This window comes from Nostoc sp. PCC 9305, assembly GCF_963920915.1.
In the GTDB taxonomy this organism is placed as follows: Bacteria; Cyanobacteriota; Cyanobacteriia; order Cyanobacteriales; family Nostocaceae; genus Nostoc.
In genome coordinates this window covers 1-17984 of sequence record NZ_CAWUDN010000132.1, presented here as the reverse complement: position 1 = coordinate 17984, position 17984 = coordinate 1, and the positions used below count along the sequence as shown (strand labels likewise).

Below are 17984 nucleotides of genomic sequence, written 5' to 3'. Positions count from 1 at the left end.
GAACTTATGGGAGTAGCTACAGAACTTATGGGAGTAGCTACAGAACTTATGGGAGCTTATAAATACAAAATTTAGTAATTAAATTACGAAAAATTACTGGTATTAGTCCAAAAATTTAGTAAAAAAATTGCGAGTTTTACTGAACCGGAACGCAGTTTAATTGAGGCAAGCTAGCTCTAGGAGCATCTTAAAGGAGTAATTTTATGTCTCGTAAAAAACGCACATCCCGTACTTTAGAAAAAGCTCAGTTAAGATCCGCCGGACTAAAATCGATTGTTCCAAGCGTCAAATTTGATGAAGATTATAGTCTAGAAAAATTAGTTGAGTCAATCGACCAGTTACGCAACAAAATTGATGTTTATAATACTGCTCTGTCTGTAGTTGACTCTTCTAAAACTGAAATTGAAGAGATGGAAAAAAATTTGAGTCAGCTTTCAGAAAAAATGCTGATGGTGGTTGCAATCAAGTACGGCAAAGACAGCCGCGAATATGAAATGGCGGGTGGTGTTCGCTATAGCGATCGCATCCGCAAAATCAGATCGAGCCGCTTGAAAAATGTTGCAGAACAAGCATCTGATGAAAATGCTAAAACTGCATAAAATGCAGGAGTAGGGACAATACTGTTCGGTTAAGACAAGAGACGCGATGAATCGCCGTCTCTACAACAATTAGTCTTTTGTAGAGACGGCGATTTATCGCGTCTTTAATAAATCCGGGAAAAATTGTTTCCAAAGTACCACCTCCGACTTTAGAGTGTTGAAATAACTCAAATAGCTATCTGAAGGCGAGGTATGACAACAAACTTTAGTCGGCGTGAATTTATCTTGCTGGGTTCAGCAGGGTTTGGTGCAAGCTTACTGCTGCAAGCTTGTAGTAATCAGACGACACCAACAGCCACAACAACGGGTAGTACTGAAGGGTTTAAAATAGCGATCGCTCTCCCTGGAGTGATTACCGATAAAGGCTGGAATCAATCTGGTTATGAAGGAATCAATTTAGCAAAACAAAAGCTAGGTGCAGAAACCGCTTATGTCGAAAAAGTCGCACAAGCAGATCAAACAGAAGTATTAACAGATTTTGCTCGTAAAGGCTACAATCTCATCTTCGCGCATGGCGGACAATTTGATGCCGCAATTGAACAAGTCGCTTCACAATTTCCCAACACGTTTTTTGTCGGAGTCAATGGTAATCTCAAGGGTGAGAATATTGCTTCTTTACGAATAGATCACTTACAAGCTAGTTATTTGTGTGGCATTATCGGTGCTTCTGTGACTAAATCTAATAAATTAGCTTATATTGCTGGAGAGAAGTTTCCCGCTACCGAAGGAGAACTGCGGGGATTTGAATTAGGGGCAAAGTCTGTTAAACCAAATATCCAAATTACTTCTACTTTTACAGGTGATTGGAATGATGTTGCCAAAGCTAAGGAAGCGACTTTGGCATTAATTTCTTCCGGGGCTGATGTCATCTATCAATGGTTAGATAATGCCTCAGCCGCAGTTTTACAAACAGCAGGTGAAAAAGGAGTATATGCTTTTGGTAACACCAATGATCAATTAGATGTTGCACCAAAAGCTGTTTTAACCAGTGCTGTCAAACGCTTAGATTTAGCCATAGTTTATATAGCAGAATTAGCCAAACAGAAACAAATCAAAGGACAAATATATACAATTGGTTTAGAAAGAACAGATATCTTATTTTTAGGGAAATTTGGAGCAATCATACCGGAAGTAGTTAAGCAAAAGGTATTGAATGCAAAGCAAGAAATTGTTAGTAAAAAAATCGTTTTTGAAGACTGCAAAGAGGCTGGGAAGGATACGCGCTGCGTGAAGAAAGCAACAACATAGGTTGAGCAGACTATATTAAAAAACAGGAATAATTGTCTTTGTAGAGACGGCGATTTATCGCGTCTTTCTGGCCAGTATTTTAGACGCGATGAATCGCGTCTCTACAATGGGGGCAAGACGAGGGGGTGGGGGTGGGGTGTTAGGGATTTTTGCAAGAGGTATACTACAGTCCTCAACAAGCTATCAGTTTTGTGAGCATGAACTATTTACGCTTAAACAATATTACTAAACGCTTTGGGTCTTTTATTGCTAACGATAATATCAATCTCTCCGTTACATCTGGAACCATCCATGCAATACTAGGCGAAAATGGCGCGGGTAAGAGTACTTTAATGAATATTATTAGTGGACTCTATCAACCTGATGCTGGCGAGATTTATCTCCAAGAACAACCAATCAAAATCACTTCACCAAATGAGGCAATTAAATTAGGTATTGGCATGATTTACCAACACTTCATGCTTGTACCGAAACTTACTGTCACAGAAAATATCATCTTAGGGATGGAGAAAACTTGGCGGCTGAATCTACAAGATAAACAGCAAGAAATCGCCGCCTTATCCCAAGCTTATGGATTAGAAATTGACCCCACTGCCAAAGTTGAAAATTTATCTGTTGGGGCACAACAACGGGTAGAAATTCTCAAAGTTCTCTACCGTCGAGCAAAGTTGTTGATTCTTGATGAACCTACAGCAGTTTTGACACCGCCAGAAGTAGAATCATTAATTGCTATCTTGCGCCAATTGGCAGCCGCAGGTAACACAATTATTTTTATCAGTCATAAATTAGAAGAGGTAATGAATCTCTGTGATTCAGTCACAGTTTTGCGCCAGGGAAAGGTAGTAGCAACAACATCAACTGAAGCGGCGACACCTCAGCAGTTAGCAACATTGATGGTAGGACGGGAGGTAGCTTTACAGTTAAATAAAAGTCCTACATTACCAGGAGAAATCATCCTATCAGTGCAAAATTTGCAAGTTGCTGATGAAAGAAATATTCTGGCTGTAAATAATGTCTCTTTTGAACTGCGGGCGGGAGAAATTTTAGGAATTGCTGGTGTCGATGGTAATGGACAGCGAGAATTAGCTGATGCGATCGCTCTTGTACGGACTATTAAGCAGGGTAAAATTGAGTTTACGCACAAAGATTCTTTAGTGGGCTACATCCCAGAAGATAGGCAGACAATGGGATTGGTGTTGCAATTTAGCATCGCCCAAAATTTGATTTTAAAAGCTTTTAAATATCTGCCGTTTTGTCACCGTTTTTTGTTACAACAAGAAGCGATCGCAAATCGTGCCCAAGCTGCAATGCAAGAGTTTGACATTCGGGCGAATGGGATTGATATCAAGGTAAGTCAGCTTTCGGGAGGAAATCAACAAAAAGTGGTGTTAGCGAGAGAACTGGCGCAAACACCAGCTTTAATTATCGCCATGCAACCCACAAGGGGGTTAGATGTGGGTGCGACAGTAGCCGTTCAGTCTCGAATCTTAGCAGAACGCGATCGCGGTGCGGCAATTTTGTATATTTCTACTGAGTTGGAAGAAGTGATGGCAATGAGCGATCGCATTGCTGTAATCTACAGAGGTGAGTTTGTGGCTATTTTGGATGCAGCCACGGCAAAGGTGGAAGAAATTGGTTTATTAATGGCTGGGGGAATTAATTAATTAGGAATTATTTTATGCCCATTGCGATCGAGAAATGCAATAAAATGAGAAAGTGCCTAATTGTTCAAAGATATCAATATTGCTGATGAGCAACTCTCTATCTTTTCAGACAGTCATTGAATATGTAGAGGCTCTGTCAACCGAAGAGCAAGATTTACTACTCGAACTAATTTCTAAAAGACGCATTGAACAACGGCGTAAAGAAATTGCGGCAAATGCTGCACAAACCCTGAAAGCAATTAAAACAGGTACAGCCAAGCATGGTAATATCGAGGATCTGCGGGCTGATTTGCTAAGTGAAGGATGAGAGTTCTTGTTTGGGATAGTAGCTTTAAGCGTGCTTTTAAACGACTTATTCGTAAAAAGCCTCGCTTAGAAGAAGCAATTTTTGAAGTTTTGGAATTACTTGTAACCGATCCATTTACACCTACTTTAAAATCACATAAGTTAAAAGGTGATTTAGAGGGTTTATGGGCTTGTTGGGTAGAGTATGATTGCCGTATTATCTACACGTTTCAGCCCAATCCTGATGAGGCTGAAGATACGATCGTGCTAATCGATATTGGCACTCATGATGAGGTTTATTGAGAAATGCAGAGAAAGCGATCGCTTTAGGAAAGTTTCAAAATGCAATTTTCTCTGTTCCCAGTTATGCTTCAGTGCAAGCGTTCTATTGGGTTAGGCTCGTGCTGACACTAATTAATCGAATTCATCCTAGATTGCTGCCCATACTATCACCGTTAATTGCGATTGCCTCCGCTCTCATCGTCGGTGCTATCCTCATGCTAATTGCTGGGGCAAATCCCATCACTGCATACAGCATCTTATTTCAAGAATCTCTCTCTACCTACTTTGGATTTGGTAACACCCTCACCAAAATGACACCGCTATTATTCGCTAGTTTAGGCGTATTAGTGGCGTTGCGGGCTGGGCAATTTAATATCGGTGGAGAAGGACAAATTTATCTGGGTGCGTTGGGAAGTACTTTAATTGGGTTATATGTGCAAGGATTACCTGCGGTGATTCATATCCCCTTAGCGCTTTTGGCAGGATTTTTCTTTGGTGCAGTTTGGGGTTGGATTCCTGGTTATCTCAAAGCCATACGTGGAGTGAATGAGGTAATTACTACATTGTTGCTCAACTATATCGCTGTGAATTTAGTTAGCTACCTCGTCCAAAATCCATTAATGGCCACAGGTGCGCCTAGTCCTTATTCGCCATTAATTGCCAAAACATCCCGCTTGCCGATTATATTACCCCAAAGCCTCGCCCATGCTGGGATTTTATTCGCTTTAATTGCCGCAGGTATTTTATGGGTATTGTTAGTGCGATCGCCATTAGGTTATCAAATTACAGCAGTCGGATTTAACCCGATTGCCGCCCGTTATGCCCACATATCTGTTGAACGTACCATTATGCTGGTGATGGCTGCTGCGGGTGGTTTAGCTGGGTTGGCTGGAAGTTGTGAGGTGATGGGGTTAAAATATCGGCTATTTGAACAAGTTTCACCAGGTTATGGATTTGATGCCATTGCGATCGCTTTTTTAAGTCGTGGTAGTGTTGTCGGTGTAGTATTAACTTCTTTGTTTTTTGCAGCCCTTCGCAGTGGGGCAAATGTGATGCAGCGTAGTGCAGGTGTGCCTGTAACTGTAGTTTACGCAATCCAGGGGTTTATGGTGTTATTTATCGCTATCAGTTTCGCAGTCGAAAGAGAAATAAGAGTAAAAACGCAAAGGGACGCAAAGGTTTAACGCAGAGGAACACAAAGAAAACTCTGCGATACTTTGCGCTTCCCTCTGCGAACCTCTGCGTTAAAAAATAACTCCATGAATAATCTCAACTTCTTCTCTGATTACTTAATAGCTACCTTACGTCTAGCCGTCCCCCTAGCATTTGCAGCCCTTGGAGGATTGTACTCGGAACGATCCGGGGTGTTAAATATCGCCTTAGAAGGAATGTTGCTGACAGGCGCTTTTACTAGTGCTGCGGCTACTTTCTACACAGGCAATCCCTGGCTTGGTATCCTCGCTTCCTTGATTGCGGGGGGATTAGTCGGACTACTCCATGCTGTTTTATGTGTAACTTTGCGTGTCGATCAATTGGTATCTGGCCTAGCAATTAACCTCGTTGCCGCTGGATTAACATCATTTTTAGCTCGATTAGTGTTTAGTGGCAGTAGTACACAGCAGTTACCTGGAATTGGGGTAATTATGATTCCTGGTTTAGCCAATATTCCCCTGATCGGGCCGCTACTATTTCAGCAAGATTTTTTAGTATATTTATTATTTATTTTAGTTATTTTAACTACATACATTTTATTTAAAACTAGCTTTGGGCTGACATTGCGGGCAGTAGGTGAATCTCCGAAAGCTGCTGACACGGCTGGAATTTCCGTACCATTTGTCCGTTATATCGCTGTGGTGATTAGTGGCTGTCTTGCGAGTTTAGGAGGTGCTTATTTAACTCTGGTACAAGTAAGATTTTTTGCCGAGGGGATGAGTGCTGGTAAGGGATTTATTGCGATCGCAGCATTAATTTTTGGTAGATGGCATCCTGTAGGTAGTGCTTTGGCTTGTTTGCTGTTTGGGGCTACAGAAGCTTTACAACTGCGAATTCAGGCATTAGGGGTAAATATTCCTTACCAATTTTTAGTCATGCTACCTTATGCGATCGCTCTATTGGCATTAGTGGGATTAGCAGGAAAATCTACACCCCCGAAAGCTTTAGGTACTCCCTACTTTGGAGAAGATCGTCACTCAGATTAATTTTGGGAAAAGCAAATGGGCGTTAGCACGCTAGCAAAATCAGCACATAATACAATAGCTAGCGTCCCCCAAAAGCCACTCATGCCGCAAAATAACCAAACCGCCATCGAATTCCGCGATGTCACCTTTAGCCGCAACCATCGCCCAATGGTGTCAAATCTCAATTTCAGCATCCGTCAAGGAGAAGCACTGGTATTACTTGGGCGCAGTGGTAGCGGCAAAACCACGACAATGAAGTTAATTAATCGCCTATTCACACCTACACAAGGCGAAGTTTTATTTGATGGCATTTCCACAACTGAATGGGATGAAATTAAACTGCGGCGAAAAATTGGTTACGTCATTCAAGAAATTGGTTTATTTCCCCATTTCACTGTCGAACGCAATGTGGGTTTAGTCCCGTCTTTAGAAGGTTGGCAACCGAAACAAATTAAAATCCGGGTTTATGAATTGTTGCAACTGGTAGGCTTAGAACCAGCACAATTTGCCGGGCGTTACCCGCACGAACTTTCAGGAGGACAAAGGCAAAGAGTTGGTGTGGCTAGGGCTTTAGCAGCAGATCCGCCAGTGTTGTTGATGGATGAACCCTTTGGCGCACTCGATCCAATTACGCGGCTAGAACTGCAACAAGAGTTTCGGCATTTGCAGCAAGAGTTAGGTAAAACTGTTGTGTTTGTCACCCACGATATTCAAGAAGCCTTAGTATTGGCATCGAGAATTGGTTTAATGTATGGCGGAGAATTGGTAGTATTGGGGACGAAAGATGAATTTATGCGATCGCAACACCCAGAAAGCCTCGCCTTTCTGCAATGTCTGCGTTCTTTGCAAGATACTTTATGAAAAATTTCTTCTTGGTTAAGTATGCCCCAGAAATTCTTCAGCATACACTCGAACATCTATTTTTAGTAGGTATCGCGATCGGAATCGCCATACTTGTAGGCATTCCATTAGGTATTTTAATTACACGTAAAACCTATCTCCGCCAGCCAATTCTCGGCATAGCAAATATTTTTCAAACTATTCCCAGCTTGGCACTGTTTGGTTTACTTATTCCTGTTCCGATAATTGGCGGAATTGGTGCAGTACCAGCAATTGTTGCCCTGACTGTATATTCCTTGCTGCCGATAATTCGTAACACTTACACAGGTATTACTAGCGTCGATCCAGCAATTCGGGAAGCTGGGAGAGGTATGGGAATGACAGATAGACAATTATTATTACAAGTTGAGATTCCCTTGGCAATGGGAGTAATTTTGGCAGGTGTACGAGTCGCAACGGTAATCGCCATTGGTATTGCAACTATTGCCGCCGCAATTGGGGCTGGTGGTTTGGGAGTATTTATTTTTCGCGGTATATCAGTAGTAAACGATCAGTTAATTTTAGCTGGTGCAGTTCCGGCAGCGGTAATTGCATTATTAGCTGACTTTGCAATTGGCTGGATGGAGAATAAATTAAAAATTAAAAGTTAATGAAAAGATTTTTCACGCTTTGCTTTTTAAGTTTTGCCTTGTTATTGGTAATTGTTGGCTGTGCGCCGAATTTAAATAGTAATAACGGTGGCAATATTATTGTTGCTTCCAAAGATTTTACCGAACAAGATATTTTAGGTGAATTGTTAGCGCAGCAAATTGAGGCGACAACTAATTTAAAAGTAGCTCGTCGTCCCCGTTTGGGTGGTTCTTTTGTTTGTCATAGTGCTATTATTGCTAGTAAAATTGATGCTTATATTGAGTATACAGGGACATCTTTTACTGCAATTTTAAAGCAAAAAGCAGTTAACGATCCGAAAGAAGTTTATGAGAAGTTAAAACAAGCATACTCCCAGCAGTTCAATTTGGAAGTGATGCCAAGCTTGGGTTTTGAAAACACTTTTGCGATGATTATTCGGGGTGAAGATGCCAAACGCAACAATATTCAAACTCTCTCCCAAGCTACTCAATATACACCGCAGTGGCGTGGCGGTTTCGGTTACGAATTTTTAGAACGAGAAGATGGTTTTCCCGGATTAGCGAAAACTTACGATTTACGTTTTGCTAAATCTCCGCAAATCATGGACTTGGGTTTAATATATCGTGCTTTGATTCAAAAACAAGTGGATATGGTGGCGGGTAATTCCACTGACGGGCAAATTTCTCGCTTGGGTTTAGTTGTACTCAAGGATGATAAACATTATTTTCCACCTTACGAAACAGTGCCTATTGTCCGACAAGAAATATTAAAAAAATATCCCGAATTAAGAACTGCGATCGCTTCCCTGGCTGGAAAGATTTCGGCAGATGAAATGCGACAGTTAAACTATTTAGTTGAAGGTGAATTACGTGATGTTAAAGATGTTGTCCAGGAGTTTCGGAAATCGAAGGGATTATAATAATTCGTAATTCGTAATTCGTAATTCGTAATTAAGGGTTAGTGTAACGCACCCTACTAGCCTGTCAAGTTTAAATTGTTCGTAGTAAGGACTTTAGTCCTTATCCTTTAAGCACTAAAGTGCTTACTACAAACTTTTAAAACTAGGTTAGACATTGTACTACTGTTGTCCATGCAAATAGTTCTTTAACCACCTAATGACTTCACTTGTTGTTTGCTCATTGGCCATTTGGAGACATTGCTGCACAATTTCTCTGACGTTAGGAAAGTAGTTGCTTTCTGTAAGCACATAACTTTCTCCCTGCAATCGATAAATTAATAACCGATTACTCTTTAATATCCAAACTTCTGGCACTCGATAAGGCAAGTAATCATTAATATCAGTGTAGCTTGTGACATCTATTTCAATTGCTAAATCTGGTGGTGGATCTGACTCCCAATCAATTCTTTTTTTCCCTACTACTGCTCTGCAATTTTCAATGTAAAAGCAAAAGTCTGGTTCAATACCGCTAACCTCTGGCAAGCTCATGGTGATGGGCGTAAATGACTCGTATATGCGGTTTAAATAATCCAGCAAAACCTTAGCAATATCTGCCAATAAACTCGCATCTCTTCCATGCTCTGGTAGCGGTGCCATTAGCAAAATTTCTCCTCTGCGATATTTAATGCGAGGTGAGGAGCGATCGCCTAGTTGCTGACTCAATACTTGATAGTCTTTCCAATCTCCCAAAAGCTTCAACACCGCGCCAGGTGGTAACTCGATTCTTTCTGGTGTAATTACGGTATCCATAATTAGCTCATATTTTAGATATTGGCGATCGCAGGATTGATAAATCCAATGAACAGATTGTTAATCAAAGGTTTTTGCTTACAAATACAAAGCCACGGCTCTTCTTTGATGCGGAATCATTTGTCAGCATTGCTTTCCATAAGTCTGTTGTTTTTACCCAAACTGGTGGATACTTGTAACGAGAAACATCAAGAATTAAAAATCTATCTGTTTGCTCGTTATATGCTGCTACAGGAGAAATATGTCCGCCTTTCTCTTGACCAATTTCTTTGCGTAAATAGTTTACTAAAATAAAATTTTGCGGTTGTTTTAAATTTTCTGCTGCTTGTTTGCGGAACTCTTCTAAACTAGTGTCGGCAGCGTGGTAAACATTAACTTTAACGCCATAACTAGCTAGTAATTGCCCTAACTGATCTAGAGTCATACCTTCGCGAGACACAGCTTCGGGAGTTAGCACTTTTTTTGTATTATCATTACTAAAAAAGTTTTCTTGAGTAAATACTCGATATGGCTTGTATTGTGGTACTTCTGGTGCTGGAATTTTTAGACTATTCAGTACCATAACCATACTAGCAACACCACAATATGCCTGATTATTTTGAGTGGTAAATTGCATACTCAACGGAAAGAAGTCTTCATTGGACTTACTCTCAAATAATAATTTTTCACCTTCAGGTGTATTAAAACCAACTAAATTAGAGGATAGCGGTAATGTTTGAGAAAAAACGCTTCCACTAGAGATAAATAATCCAATAGTTAAAGCTTTAAAAAATGTTTTACTTATTTTTCGCAACATAGGATTTATAAGTAATGTAAAATTTTCAAATCAGCTTGTATTAATAATCTCACACCATGATGCTAGACAAATATAAAATTTTAGGAGAAATTGTATAAAAATGCTTACTGTTGCTAAACCCAAGCGAGTTGCCAGCGCAATCTTTTCTTTCACTGTCTTACTTTACAGCCAAGTCGCATCAGCCGCCTTAACTTTACCTTTACGCAGCAAGAAGGGAATGGTGGTTTCAGCCCATCCCCTAGCAAGTGAAGCGGGAATTTTGATGTTACGCAAAGGGGGTAATGCAGTGGATGCAGCTGTAGCCACAACCTTTGCACTTTCTGTAGTTGAGCCTTTTTCAGCGGGAATCGGTGGCGGCGGATTTTTACTGATGCACTCTGAGAAAACTGGCGATATGAAAGCGTTAGATTTCCGCGAACGCGCACCCCTGAAAGCTACAAGAAATATGTATCTAGAAGCAGAAGGAAAAGTGCGTCCCAATGCAAGTATTAATGGGTATTTGGCAGTAGCGACACCAGGAACGGTAGCGGGACTTTATGAAGTGCATCATCGCTATGGTAAGCTTTCTTGGCAAGAGGTAATGAAACCTGCGATCGCACTCGCTAAAGATGGTTTTATTCTTAGCGATATGGTAACTTGGCGTTCTCTGCAAGCAAACGATCCCCGCAAGCAAGTAGTTCTCAACAATCCCGCCGCGCGGGAAATTTTCACTCGCAAGGGTGAATTTTACCAACCAGGCGAGAAGCTAGTGCAGCGCGATTTGGCACGCACCTTAACAGCAATTGCCGAAAATCCCCAAAGTTTTTACACCGGAAGTATTGCTCGTGCGATCGCTTCTGATATGGTAAAAAATGGTGGTTTAATTACTCTCGAAGACCTGAAAGCCTACAAACCAATCTGGCGCACTCCTGTTTGTGGCAATTTCCGCAAAGCTAAAATTTGCTCAATGCCACCACCATCATCAGGAGGCGTTCACCTATTGCAGATTTTAAATATTATCGGTGACACCGATCTCAAATCTTTGGGATGGCATCATCCAGACGCGATACATTTAATGGTAGAAGCAATGAAGATTGCTTATAGCGATCGCTCAAAATATTTAGGCGATCCTGATTTTGTCAAAGTCCCCGTACAACAACTGCTCAGTCCAGCTTACGCCAAAAAACGCCGCCAAGAAATTAATATGCAAATGGCTCGACCCTCCACCGAAGTCAAGCCAGTAGATTTAAATTCAAAATGTCTGCGTCTTCCCTCATCCCCTTGTCTTCCGCATGAATCTCCCCAAACCACTCATCTGACTGTTGTGGATGAACAACACAACGCCGTAAGTCTGACTTTCACGATTAACCTCATTTTTGGTGCTGGTATTGTGACACCGGGAACTGGAATTGTTCTCAACAATGAGATGGATGATTTTGCCGCTGCGCCAGGAGTGCCTAATGCTTTTGGTTTGGTTGGTAATGATGCCAACAGTATTGCACCCCGCAAAACTCCTCTATCCAGTATGACTCCCACAATTGTCACAGAAAATGGTCATTTTCGGATGGCAGCAGGCGCGCCTGGTGGTAGCACCATCATCACCCAGGTTTTGCAAGTAATCCTGAATGTGCTGGAATACAACATGGATGTTGGTGCGGCTATTTCTGTTCCACGCATACATCATCAATGGCTGCCAGATGAGTTGCGCGTTGAATCTTGGGGCTTGGATGCTCTGACTTTGCAAGACTTACGCCGTCGGGGGCACAAAATTAAGGAAACTACTCCTTGGGGTAATGGTAACGCGATCGCTGTTACATCTGATGGAACTTTAGAAGGAGCCGCCGATCCTCGCGGTGAAGGTTCCCCCAGAGGTTTGTGAGGGAGAGGCAAAGACGCAAAAAATAACTAATGACAAATGACTAATAACTATTGATTTTGGATTGTTGACTCTGCGTAGCTGTTGCTACCAAACTCGTTTGCCCGTGCGCTAGGTACTAGTGTCCAACCTGCTTTCAAAAGTTTTTGATAAGTTGCCCAACCTTTAGAACCACCTGGTATTTGATAATCTGGGACTGCAAAATGTCCAAAAGCTGTGTAAGGACGCCAGGGTTGGTTGGGTTCTGTCTGCAAATACAAAATTTTCTCTCCGTCGCCACCAGACTTAGATAACCAGCACATTTGTCGATGCATTGCAAACTCCTTTGCTTTTAGCTAATGATGCATAATAGCTGATCTTTGTCAAGCTAATTATCACCCTTGGGGATAATTTTTGCCTAATACTTTAGACAAAATGTAATTAAGTTCTATCCACTACGGGATAATTGCTTAACAACTCATAGCCTGGAAGACAGCTGCTAAAGGGAATATTAAAGATAAACAGCTTTGCCTCACCTTGTTTATTAGGTGAGATTTTTCCCATGTTATCCGCGTTTTTTGCGATCGTGTGTAACAATCACTACTATTTTGACTGAGGCTTGCAATCAGACTATTTGTTTTTCTGCTGAGAGATATAAGCGTAGATTCTATAAGTTAGTTATAAAGTTCCGTTGATTAAACACTCTTATCTATAAGCTAAATTTAAATCCCCGACTTCTTTAAAAAGTCGGGGATTTGGGTAACAAGTTGGGTTATTAGAAGGATGGAGCATACAACTTATCGCCGACAATCTGGCGAATTGTCTCTACGAGTTGGCTGTATGCAAAGTTAGATAAAACTGGTTGTGTTGTTTCCAAGTGAATCGATCGATCTAAATCAATCCATGACTTGCAGCCAGCGTATTTGGCATAATAGGGAATTTCTAGCTCTTGCGATAGTTTATATGTCCGCAGAAGCAGAATATAAAGGGGTTGACGTGCTTTCCATTTGAGGCGATCGCTAATAAAATGCTCGTTCCAAATATGGAAGGGAAGTAAGGTGTTGACAATAGACTCGTCACTCACTGGCAAAATATCTGTAATTTCAGCCCAACTACCAATGCGAACTGTTTCAGGATGCCAGCCTGATGTTACTGGATAAACATTATTGGCGTATTCAGCTTTCAGCATGAAAGCTTGTTGATGTTCATAAGTAGGGTAAAGCAGAATTTGCTTGTGGGCAACTTGAAAATGTCCATTTCGTTCGTGGATGCCGCCCTTGCGGAGCAACATAATTGTATTGCCACTTTCCAAGGCATTTATGGCAACTGCCCATTCTTTGAGAGCATGAAAAGTTGTAGTCAATTCCATCGGCATCTACTGTAACTCTGATTTAATTTGAAGCTAAGACTGATAAAGTATGAACCTGTCCAAGCCAATAAATTAGGAAAGCGATCGGTGTTTCCAATTTTTCTGGCGTCCAGTTAGCAGAAGCAGCAAGTTATAGACGTATTGATAGTTTACAACCACCCTATTCTTTATTCTGGAGGCAGGTAGAACAAGATGCATTGCCCTATTGTATCGAAAACAATATTTCTATCCTTGCTTATTCGCCTTTAGCACAGGGGTTGTTAACAGGAAGATTTACTCTCGGTCATAAATTTGACCTAACAGATAACCGTGCTAAAAATAAACTGTTTCAAGGCGAAAACTTTGAACGTGCCCAACAAGCGCTATAAAAACTGGTATGGTCTTTCTTAATAATTGTACCCTTGCTCAGTTAGCTTTAGCCTGGTTAATTGCTCAACCTCAAACAAATGCGTAGACGCGTCTTAGCGGCTTGTCGCCAGACATTGCTGGAGGGCGTTATCCCGAACAAGCACTCTTTCAATGCATTAGCCGTCCAAATCAAGCTTTCTACCGCCGAATTGGCAGAAATTGATGCCATTAGCCGTATTGTCACCGACCATCTAGATGATAATCAGATTATGTGGAATTCATGACAATGCAGTTTGGTACTATGCTTAATCTATCCAAGATCCCTATAACTTTCTTCAAAAGAGGGCTGGGGATCAAATTTATGGCTCTAGATTGCAAAATCTAACAAAACGTCAACTTTCGTAAACCAAGGGTTGCAACTCACAAATTAAGTGATAACTTAAATAGTAGGACACCAAACAAAATAAAACCAAACAAAAAGGGTAAATGACTTCGTGTCCCCTTGTCATCAGCCCAAGCAAGTTTCAGCATATCAAATGTGATAGAAGTGGCAAAAAGCCTAATGTAAAAGGCAAAGCCAAATCCTAAAGCGGAAAAACGCAAGAATGCTGAGTTTGTTAGTTTTTTAGTCCACCCTAGTTATTAACCTTCAGTTAGTTAATTAGTTTAAAATTTGAAACCTGTAAACTCGATAAAACCTGGTCAACCTCGACCAGGTTTTTGGTATTTTATTGTAATATGATTTTCTCGGTACGGCAGGGATTACCGATGGGGTTTTGTTGGGTTGAGCGACAGATCAACTCAACAAAGTCTCGATAATGTTGGGTTTTGTTCCTCAACCCAACCGACATCAGTATAGTTTTTAGTCTTAACTAAACTGTATTGAAGCGTATTGGACTCTAGCTAATTTTCCAGCAGGGAATAAAATAGGACAGCAACATATCCTGCTAGGAGAATTTGATGAAAAATTATCGCTTTTTAAATAAGATTACTACAGCTATGATTGTAGCTGCTCTTTCTTTTTCCTGTAAGTCTTCTGTTAGTAGAAATACAGAACAGGCAAAAGCAACTGAGAAACCGAAGCCACAACAAAATCTTATTTATGGCGATTTAATTATTAAAGAACAATCAGATTATCTAATGATTCCTGTTAGTCTTGCAGAGCAGAATGAAGATAAAGGAGTTGATTTAAACCTTTCACGTTCTTATGAAAAGGAAAGAAATAATCAATTGTATAACATCATCTTTTATCAAAAGCAAGGTAGTGAAGCTCATCTTTTATTAAATAAAAAAGCCATTATCGCCTCCTTCGATTTATTGGAAGTAAAAGCGGGAAATAAGCCCAATAAAAGAGTTTGGTTATATAAAATCATTGACCAAGACACAAATATAGATAAAAAACTTAATAGCGAAGATGCTACAATTGGCTATCTTTCTGATTTATCAGGTAAGAACCTCCAGCAAATTACCCCAAATAATACTCGAATCATCAGTTGGGTTGTTGTTCCAGGTCAAAATGCAATTTTTCTAAAAATTATCAAAGACTCGGATAATGATAAAAAATTTACAAAAGAAGATAAAACAAATGTTGTGAGGGTTAATCTCGATAAAATCGGTATGGGAACTGAAATTATTAGTGACCAAATAGAGCAAGAAATTAAATCTTACGTTTTTAAATAGTCTTATTCGTAGTAAGCAGGTGAAGCCGCTTACTACAAACCTTTAATCCAATACGCTTGGGTTAAGGGTTATTGGTGTGGATAATTGGTTTTTCAAGACGCGATAAATCGCGTCTCTACATGAGGGTTTTGTTGCTCATTCTGAACTGTATTAACCTTTACAAAACCCAATCGCGTAAAAGTTGGTTTACTTTATCGGGTACTTCGTCGTGGGGACAATGACCTGCTGTTAAAAAATGCTCTGTCAATTCCGGGCAATATTGACGAAACTTTCGAGAACGTTCTCTAGCATTCATCCAAGGGTCAGCTTCTCCCCATAACATCAATAGAGAACAAGTTAATTGCTTTAATAGTACATCAACTTTTTCCCCTTGAGGACTGCTAAAAACTGAAACAAATACATCCAATGCACCCGGATCAAAAGCGGGACGATAAATTTCTTCTACCAATTGATTTGTAACTGCACTTTTATCAAGATATACCTTTTCTAAAGTTTGGCGAATTACCCAACGTTGTCGAACGTATTGGAATAACACAAACTGAGCTAAAGGTTGTTGAAAAATCCATTTAACTGAGTCACCCAGGAGTTTCTCTAAAGAAGAGGGTTGTTTGGGTGGCTGAATTTCACTTTGCAAAGCTTCCGGTTCAGATGTGGGCTGGCTTTCGCTAAAAGGCCCGGCACTATTTAGCAAAACTAAACCAGCTGCACTGTCGGGACGTTGGGCTGCAACACACAAACAAGCATAACCACCAAGGGAATTACCGGCTAATACTGCTTTTTGACCAATGACTTCGCTGATAAAATCATGGAGTTGGTCGCGCCACAAGTCGCCACTATACTGCAATTTTGGTTTTGCCGATCGCCCAAATCCCAAAAGGTCGATCGCAAATACTTCAAAATCTTGACACAATCCTGTGATATTCTTGCGCCAGTGGTCTGTAGAAGCACCAAATCCATGTACCAAAAGCAAAGGCGGACGTTGGGTTTGTTTCTCTCCCGCACGCACATAGTAAACGTTGTGCCCGCGCCACTGCCAATATTTGCCAGGGATTGGAGTTGTAGAGGAGGCTGTAGTTACCTGCATGATTTAAAGAAATGTTAAGTAGCTTTTAATAATTGTAAACTAGTCGAGAGTGGGGAGTGGCGACTAAGGACTGAGGACTAGGGAAGAGTTTTCCTAAGCCAATGACAAATAACAAATGACAAATGACAAAAGAAAATTTAATTACAGGCAAAACTAAACTACTAGGAGTCATTGGACATCCTGTGGAACATTCGTTGTCGCCAGTGATGCATAATGCTGCAATCGCCCAATTAGGATTAGATTATGTTTATCTGCCTTTTCCGATTGAACCACAGAATTTAGAGGTGGCGATCGCAGGTTTTGCTGCTGTTGGGGTTGTCGGCTTTAGTGTGACAATACCCCACAAACAGGCAATCATCCCTTTACTCTCAGAAATTACACCCCTGGCTCAAACTATCGGAGCTGTAAATACTGTTAGCCGCCAAAATAACCAATGGGTAGGCACAAATACAGATATAGAAGGATTTATCGCCCCTTTGCAGACAACATATAAACAAGATTGGAGTCAGAAAGTAGCGGTAATTTTAGGCAATGGTGGTGCAGCTAGAGCAGTTGTCGCAGGTTGTACTCAGTTAGGTTTTGCCCAAATTCATGTTGTTGGGCGCAATATGCAGAGATTAGAAGAATTCCGCAATAGTTGGAGCAATTCATCCCTAGCTGATAAATTCCAGGTTCATCAATGGGAGGAATTACCAAAGCTCATTCCCCAAGCAAATCTGCTGGTAAATACAACTCCCATTGGGATGTATCCCAAAGTCGATGAATCGCCTTTGAGTGTAGAAGAAATCGCAAATTTACCAACGGGTGCGATCGCTTACGATTTAATATATATTCCTAAACCAACGCAATTTCTCCAGCAGGCACAAAAACAAGGCGCAATTGCGATCGATGGATTAGAAATGCTAGTCCAACAAGGGGTAGCAGCATTAAAAATCTGGTTGCATCTGGAAACTTTGCCTGTAGAAGTGATGCGCCAAGCGTTACAAAATCACCTGGGTTTGGTGGAGTGATGAAACTTAATTACCCCCCTTAATCCCCAGGGCTGTTTCATTCCCTAAAAGGCGCTGATTTACAAGCGTTTCAACCAAAAAAACCAGGTGACTAAAAAATCTGATTGGGCAAGAAAATGGTGAACGCACTTAAATTTGCTGGTTGAGGTGGTAATTTTTCTTTATCCCACTCAAGCAAATTTCTGACTCATACTCTTGACAAAATCCCTAAGAGATCGAATGAAACAGCCCTGCCTTACAAAGGGGGGAAATCGGATCTCCGGTTCCCTCCCCTTTGCAAGGCTACGGTGTACACACAAATCATCTGATCCCCCTAAATCCCCCTTAAAAAGGGGGACTTTGAGAGCTTTTTGCCCCCCTTAAAAAGGGGGGTTGGCAGGGTGGTTTCATACAAAGAAAGAAAAAACTTTGTGCAGTTGATTGGAGAGGG

The 17984-nt window shown here is 40.9% G+C and carries 18 protein-coding genes and 1 pseudogene; 14 read left to right on the top strand and 5 right to left on the bottom strand.

The features are described 5' to 3' along the window. Positions 1-203 precede the first annotated feature (203 nt). From ACM0OX_RS31500 to ACM0OX_RS31455, 10 genes are all read left to right on the top strand, one after another. On the top strand, positions 204-599 hold the full coding sequence (locus ACM0OX_RS31500; RefSeq protein WP_414518905.1) for a hypothetical protein: 396 nt from the start codon (positions 204-206) through the stop codon (positions 597-599). A 192-nt stretch (positions 600-791) separates the two neighbouring features. Next, a complete protein-coding gene (locus ACM0OX_RS31495) occupies positions 792-1847 on the top strand; it encodes a BMP family protein (RefSeq protein WP_414518904.1) in 1056 nt (351 codons plus the stop codon). 197 nt (positions 1848-2044) lie between these two features. Next, a complete protein-coding gene (locus tag ACM0OX_RS31490; protein WP_414518903.1) occupies positions 2045-3511 on the top strand; it encodes an ABC transporter ATP-binding protein in 1467 nt (488 codons plus the stop codon). Positions 3512-3596: 85 nt separating this feature from the next. Further along, a complete protein-coding gene (locus ACM0OX_RS31485; RefSeq protein ID WP_414518902.1) occupies positions 3597-3818 on the top strand; it encodes a hypothetical protein in 222 nt (73 codons plus the stop codon). Continuing rightward, positions 3815-4099, top strand: a complete 285-nt coding sequence (locus tag ACM0OX_RS31480) for a type II toxin-antitoxin system YafQ family toxin (RefSeq protein WP_414518901.1) — start codon at positions 3815-3817, stop codon at positions 4097-4099. The genes ACM0OX_RS31485 and ACM0OX_RS31480 overlap by 4 nt, the downstream gene beginning before the upstream one ends. Positions 4100-4197: 98 nt before the next feature. Further along, positions 4198-5262, top strand: coding sequence for an ABC transporter permease (locus tag ACM0OX_RS31475; RefSeq protein ID WP_414518907.1), 1065 nt, complete (start codon positions 4198-4200; stop codon positions 5260-5262). Positions 5263-5337: 75 nt separating this feature from the next. Then, the gene (locus ACM0OX_RS31470) at positions 5338-6276 is read left to right on the top strand and encodes an ABC transporter permease (protein ID WP_414518900.1); all 939 of its coding nucleotides are present in this window, start codon (positions 5338-5340) and stop codon (positions 6274-6276) included. 81 nt (positions 6277-6357) lie between these two features. Beyond that, on the top strand, positions 6358-7116 hold the full coding sequence (locus ACM0OX_RS31465) for an ATP-binding cassette domain-containing protein (protein WP_414518906.1): 759 nt from the start codon (positions 6358-6360) through the stop codon (positions 7114-7116). Further along, on the top strand, positions 7113-7745 hold the full coding sequence (locus ACM0OX_RS31460) for an ABC transporter permease (RefSeq protein WP_334848533.1): 633 nt from the start codon (positions 7113-7115) through the stop codon (positions 7743-7745). The genes ACM0OX_RS31465 and ACM0OX_RS31460 overlap by 4 nt, the downstream gene beginning before the upstream one ends. Continuing rightward, on the top strand, positions 7745-8644 hold the full coding sequence (locus ACM0OX_RS31455) for a glycine betaine ABC transporter substrate-binding protein (protein ID WP_414518899.1): 900 nt from the start codon (positions 7745-7747) through the stop codon (positions 8642-8644). Before ACM0OX_RS31460 ends, ACM0OX_RS31455 begins: the two co-directional genes overlap by 1 nt. Before the next feature lie 159 nt (positions 8645-8803). On the opposite strand, the gene ACM0OX_RS31450 is transcribed toward ACM0OX_RS31455, so the two are convergent. Further along, on the bottom strand, positions 8804-9433 hold the full coding sequence (locus ACM0OX_RS31450; protein WP_414518898.1) for a Uma2 family endonuclease: 630 nt from the start codon (positions 9431-9433) through the stop codon (positions 8804-8806). 64 nt (positions 9434-9497) lie between these two features. Further along, entirely contained in the window at positions 9498-10229 is a 732-nt protein-coding gene (locus ACM0OX_RS31445; RefSeq protein WP_414518897.1) for a phytochelatin synthase family protein, read from the bottom strand. Positions 10230-10329: 100 nt separating this feature from the next. On the opposite strand from ACM0OX_RS31445, the gene ggt reads away from it, so the two are divergent. Then, positions 10330-12087: a gamma-glutamyltransferase gene (gene ggt / locus ACM0OX_RS31440; protein WP_414518896.1), complete on the top strand. Its 1758-nt coding sequence runs from the start codon at positions 10330-10332 to the stop codon at positions 12085-12087. Positions 12088-12134: 47 nt separating this feature from the next. On the opposite strand, the gene ACM0OX_RS31435 is transcribed toward ggt, so the two are convergent. After that, positions 12135-12398 (bottom strand): hypothetical protein, encoded by a 264-nt coding sequence (locus ACM0OX_RS31435; RefSeq protein WP_099101626.1) that lies wholly within the window; start codon positions 12396-12398, stop codon positions 12135-12137. Positions 12399-12838: 440 nt separating this feature from the next. Further along, a complete protein-coding gene (locus ACM0OX_RS31430) occupies positions 12839-13438 on the bottom strand; it encodes a DUF1802 family protein (protein ID WP_414518895.1) in 600 nt (199 codons plus the stop codon). A gap of 71 nt (positions 13439-13509) precedes the next feature. Here ACM0OX_RS31430 and ACM0OX_RS31425 point away from each other — a divergent pair. Both ACM0OX_RS31425 and ACM0OX_RS31420 read left to right on the top strand, forming a co-directional pair. Further along, positions 13510-14064 (top strand): annotated as a pseudogene (locus tag ACM0OX_RS31425) (aldo/keto reductase); the annotation flags it as partial. 676 nt (positions 14065-14740) lie between these two features. Beyond that, entirely contained in the window at positions 14741-15460 is a 720-nt protein-coding gene (locus ACM0OX_RS31420) for a hypothetical protein (RefSeq protein WP_414518894.1), read from the top strand. A gap of 157 nt (positions 15461-15617) precedes the next feature. On the opposite strand, the gene ACM0OX_RS31415 is transcribed toward ACM0OX_RS31420, so the two are convergent. Continuing rightward, positions 15618-16544: an alpha/beta fold hydrolase gene (locus tag ACM0OX_RS31415; protein WP_414518893.1), complete on the bottom strand. Its 927-nt coding sequence runs from the start codon at positions 16542-16544 to the stop codon at positions 15618-15620. A 122-nt stretch (positions 16545-16666) separates the two neighbouring features. Between ACM0OX_RS31415 and ACM0OX_RS31410 the strand changes: the two genes are divergently transcribed. Beyond that, positions 16667-17554 (top strand): shikimate dehydrogenase, encoded by an 888-nt coding sequence (locus ACM0OX_RS31410; RefSeq protein ID WP_414518892.1) that lies wholly within the window; start codon positions 16667-16669, stop codon positions 17552-17554. Positions 17555-17984 lie beyond the last annotated feature (430 nt).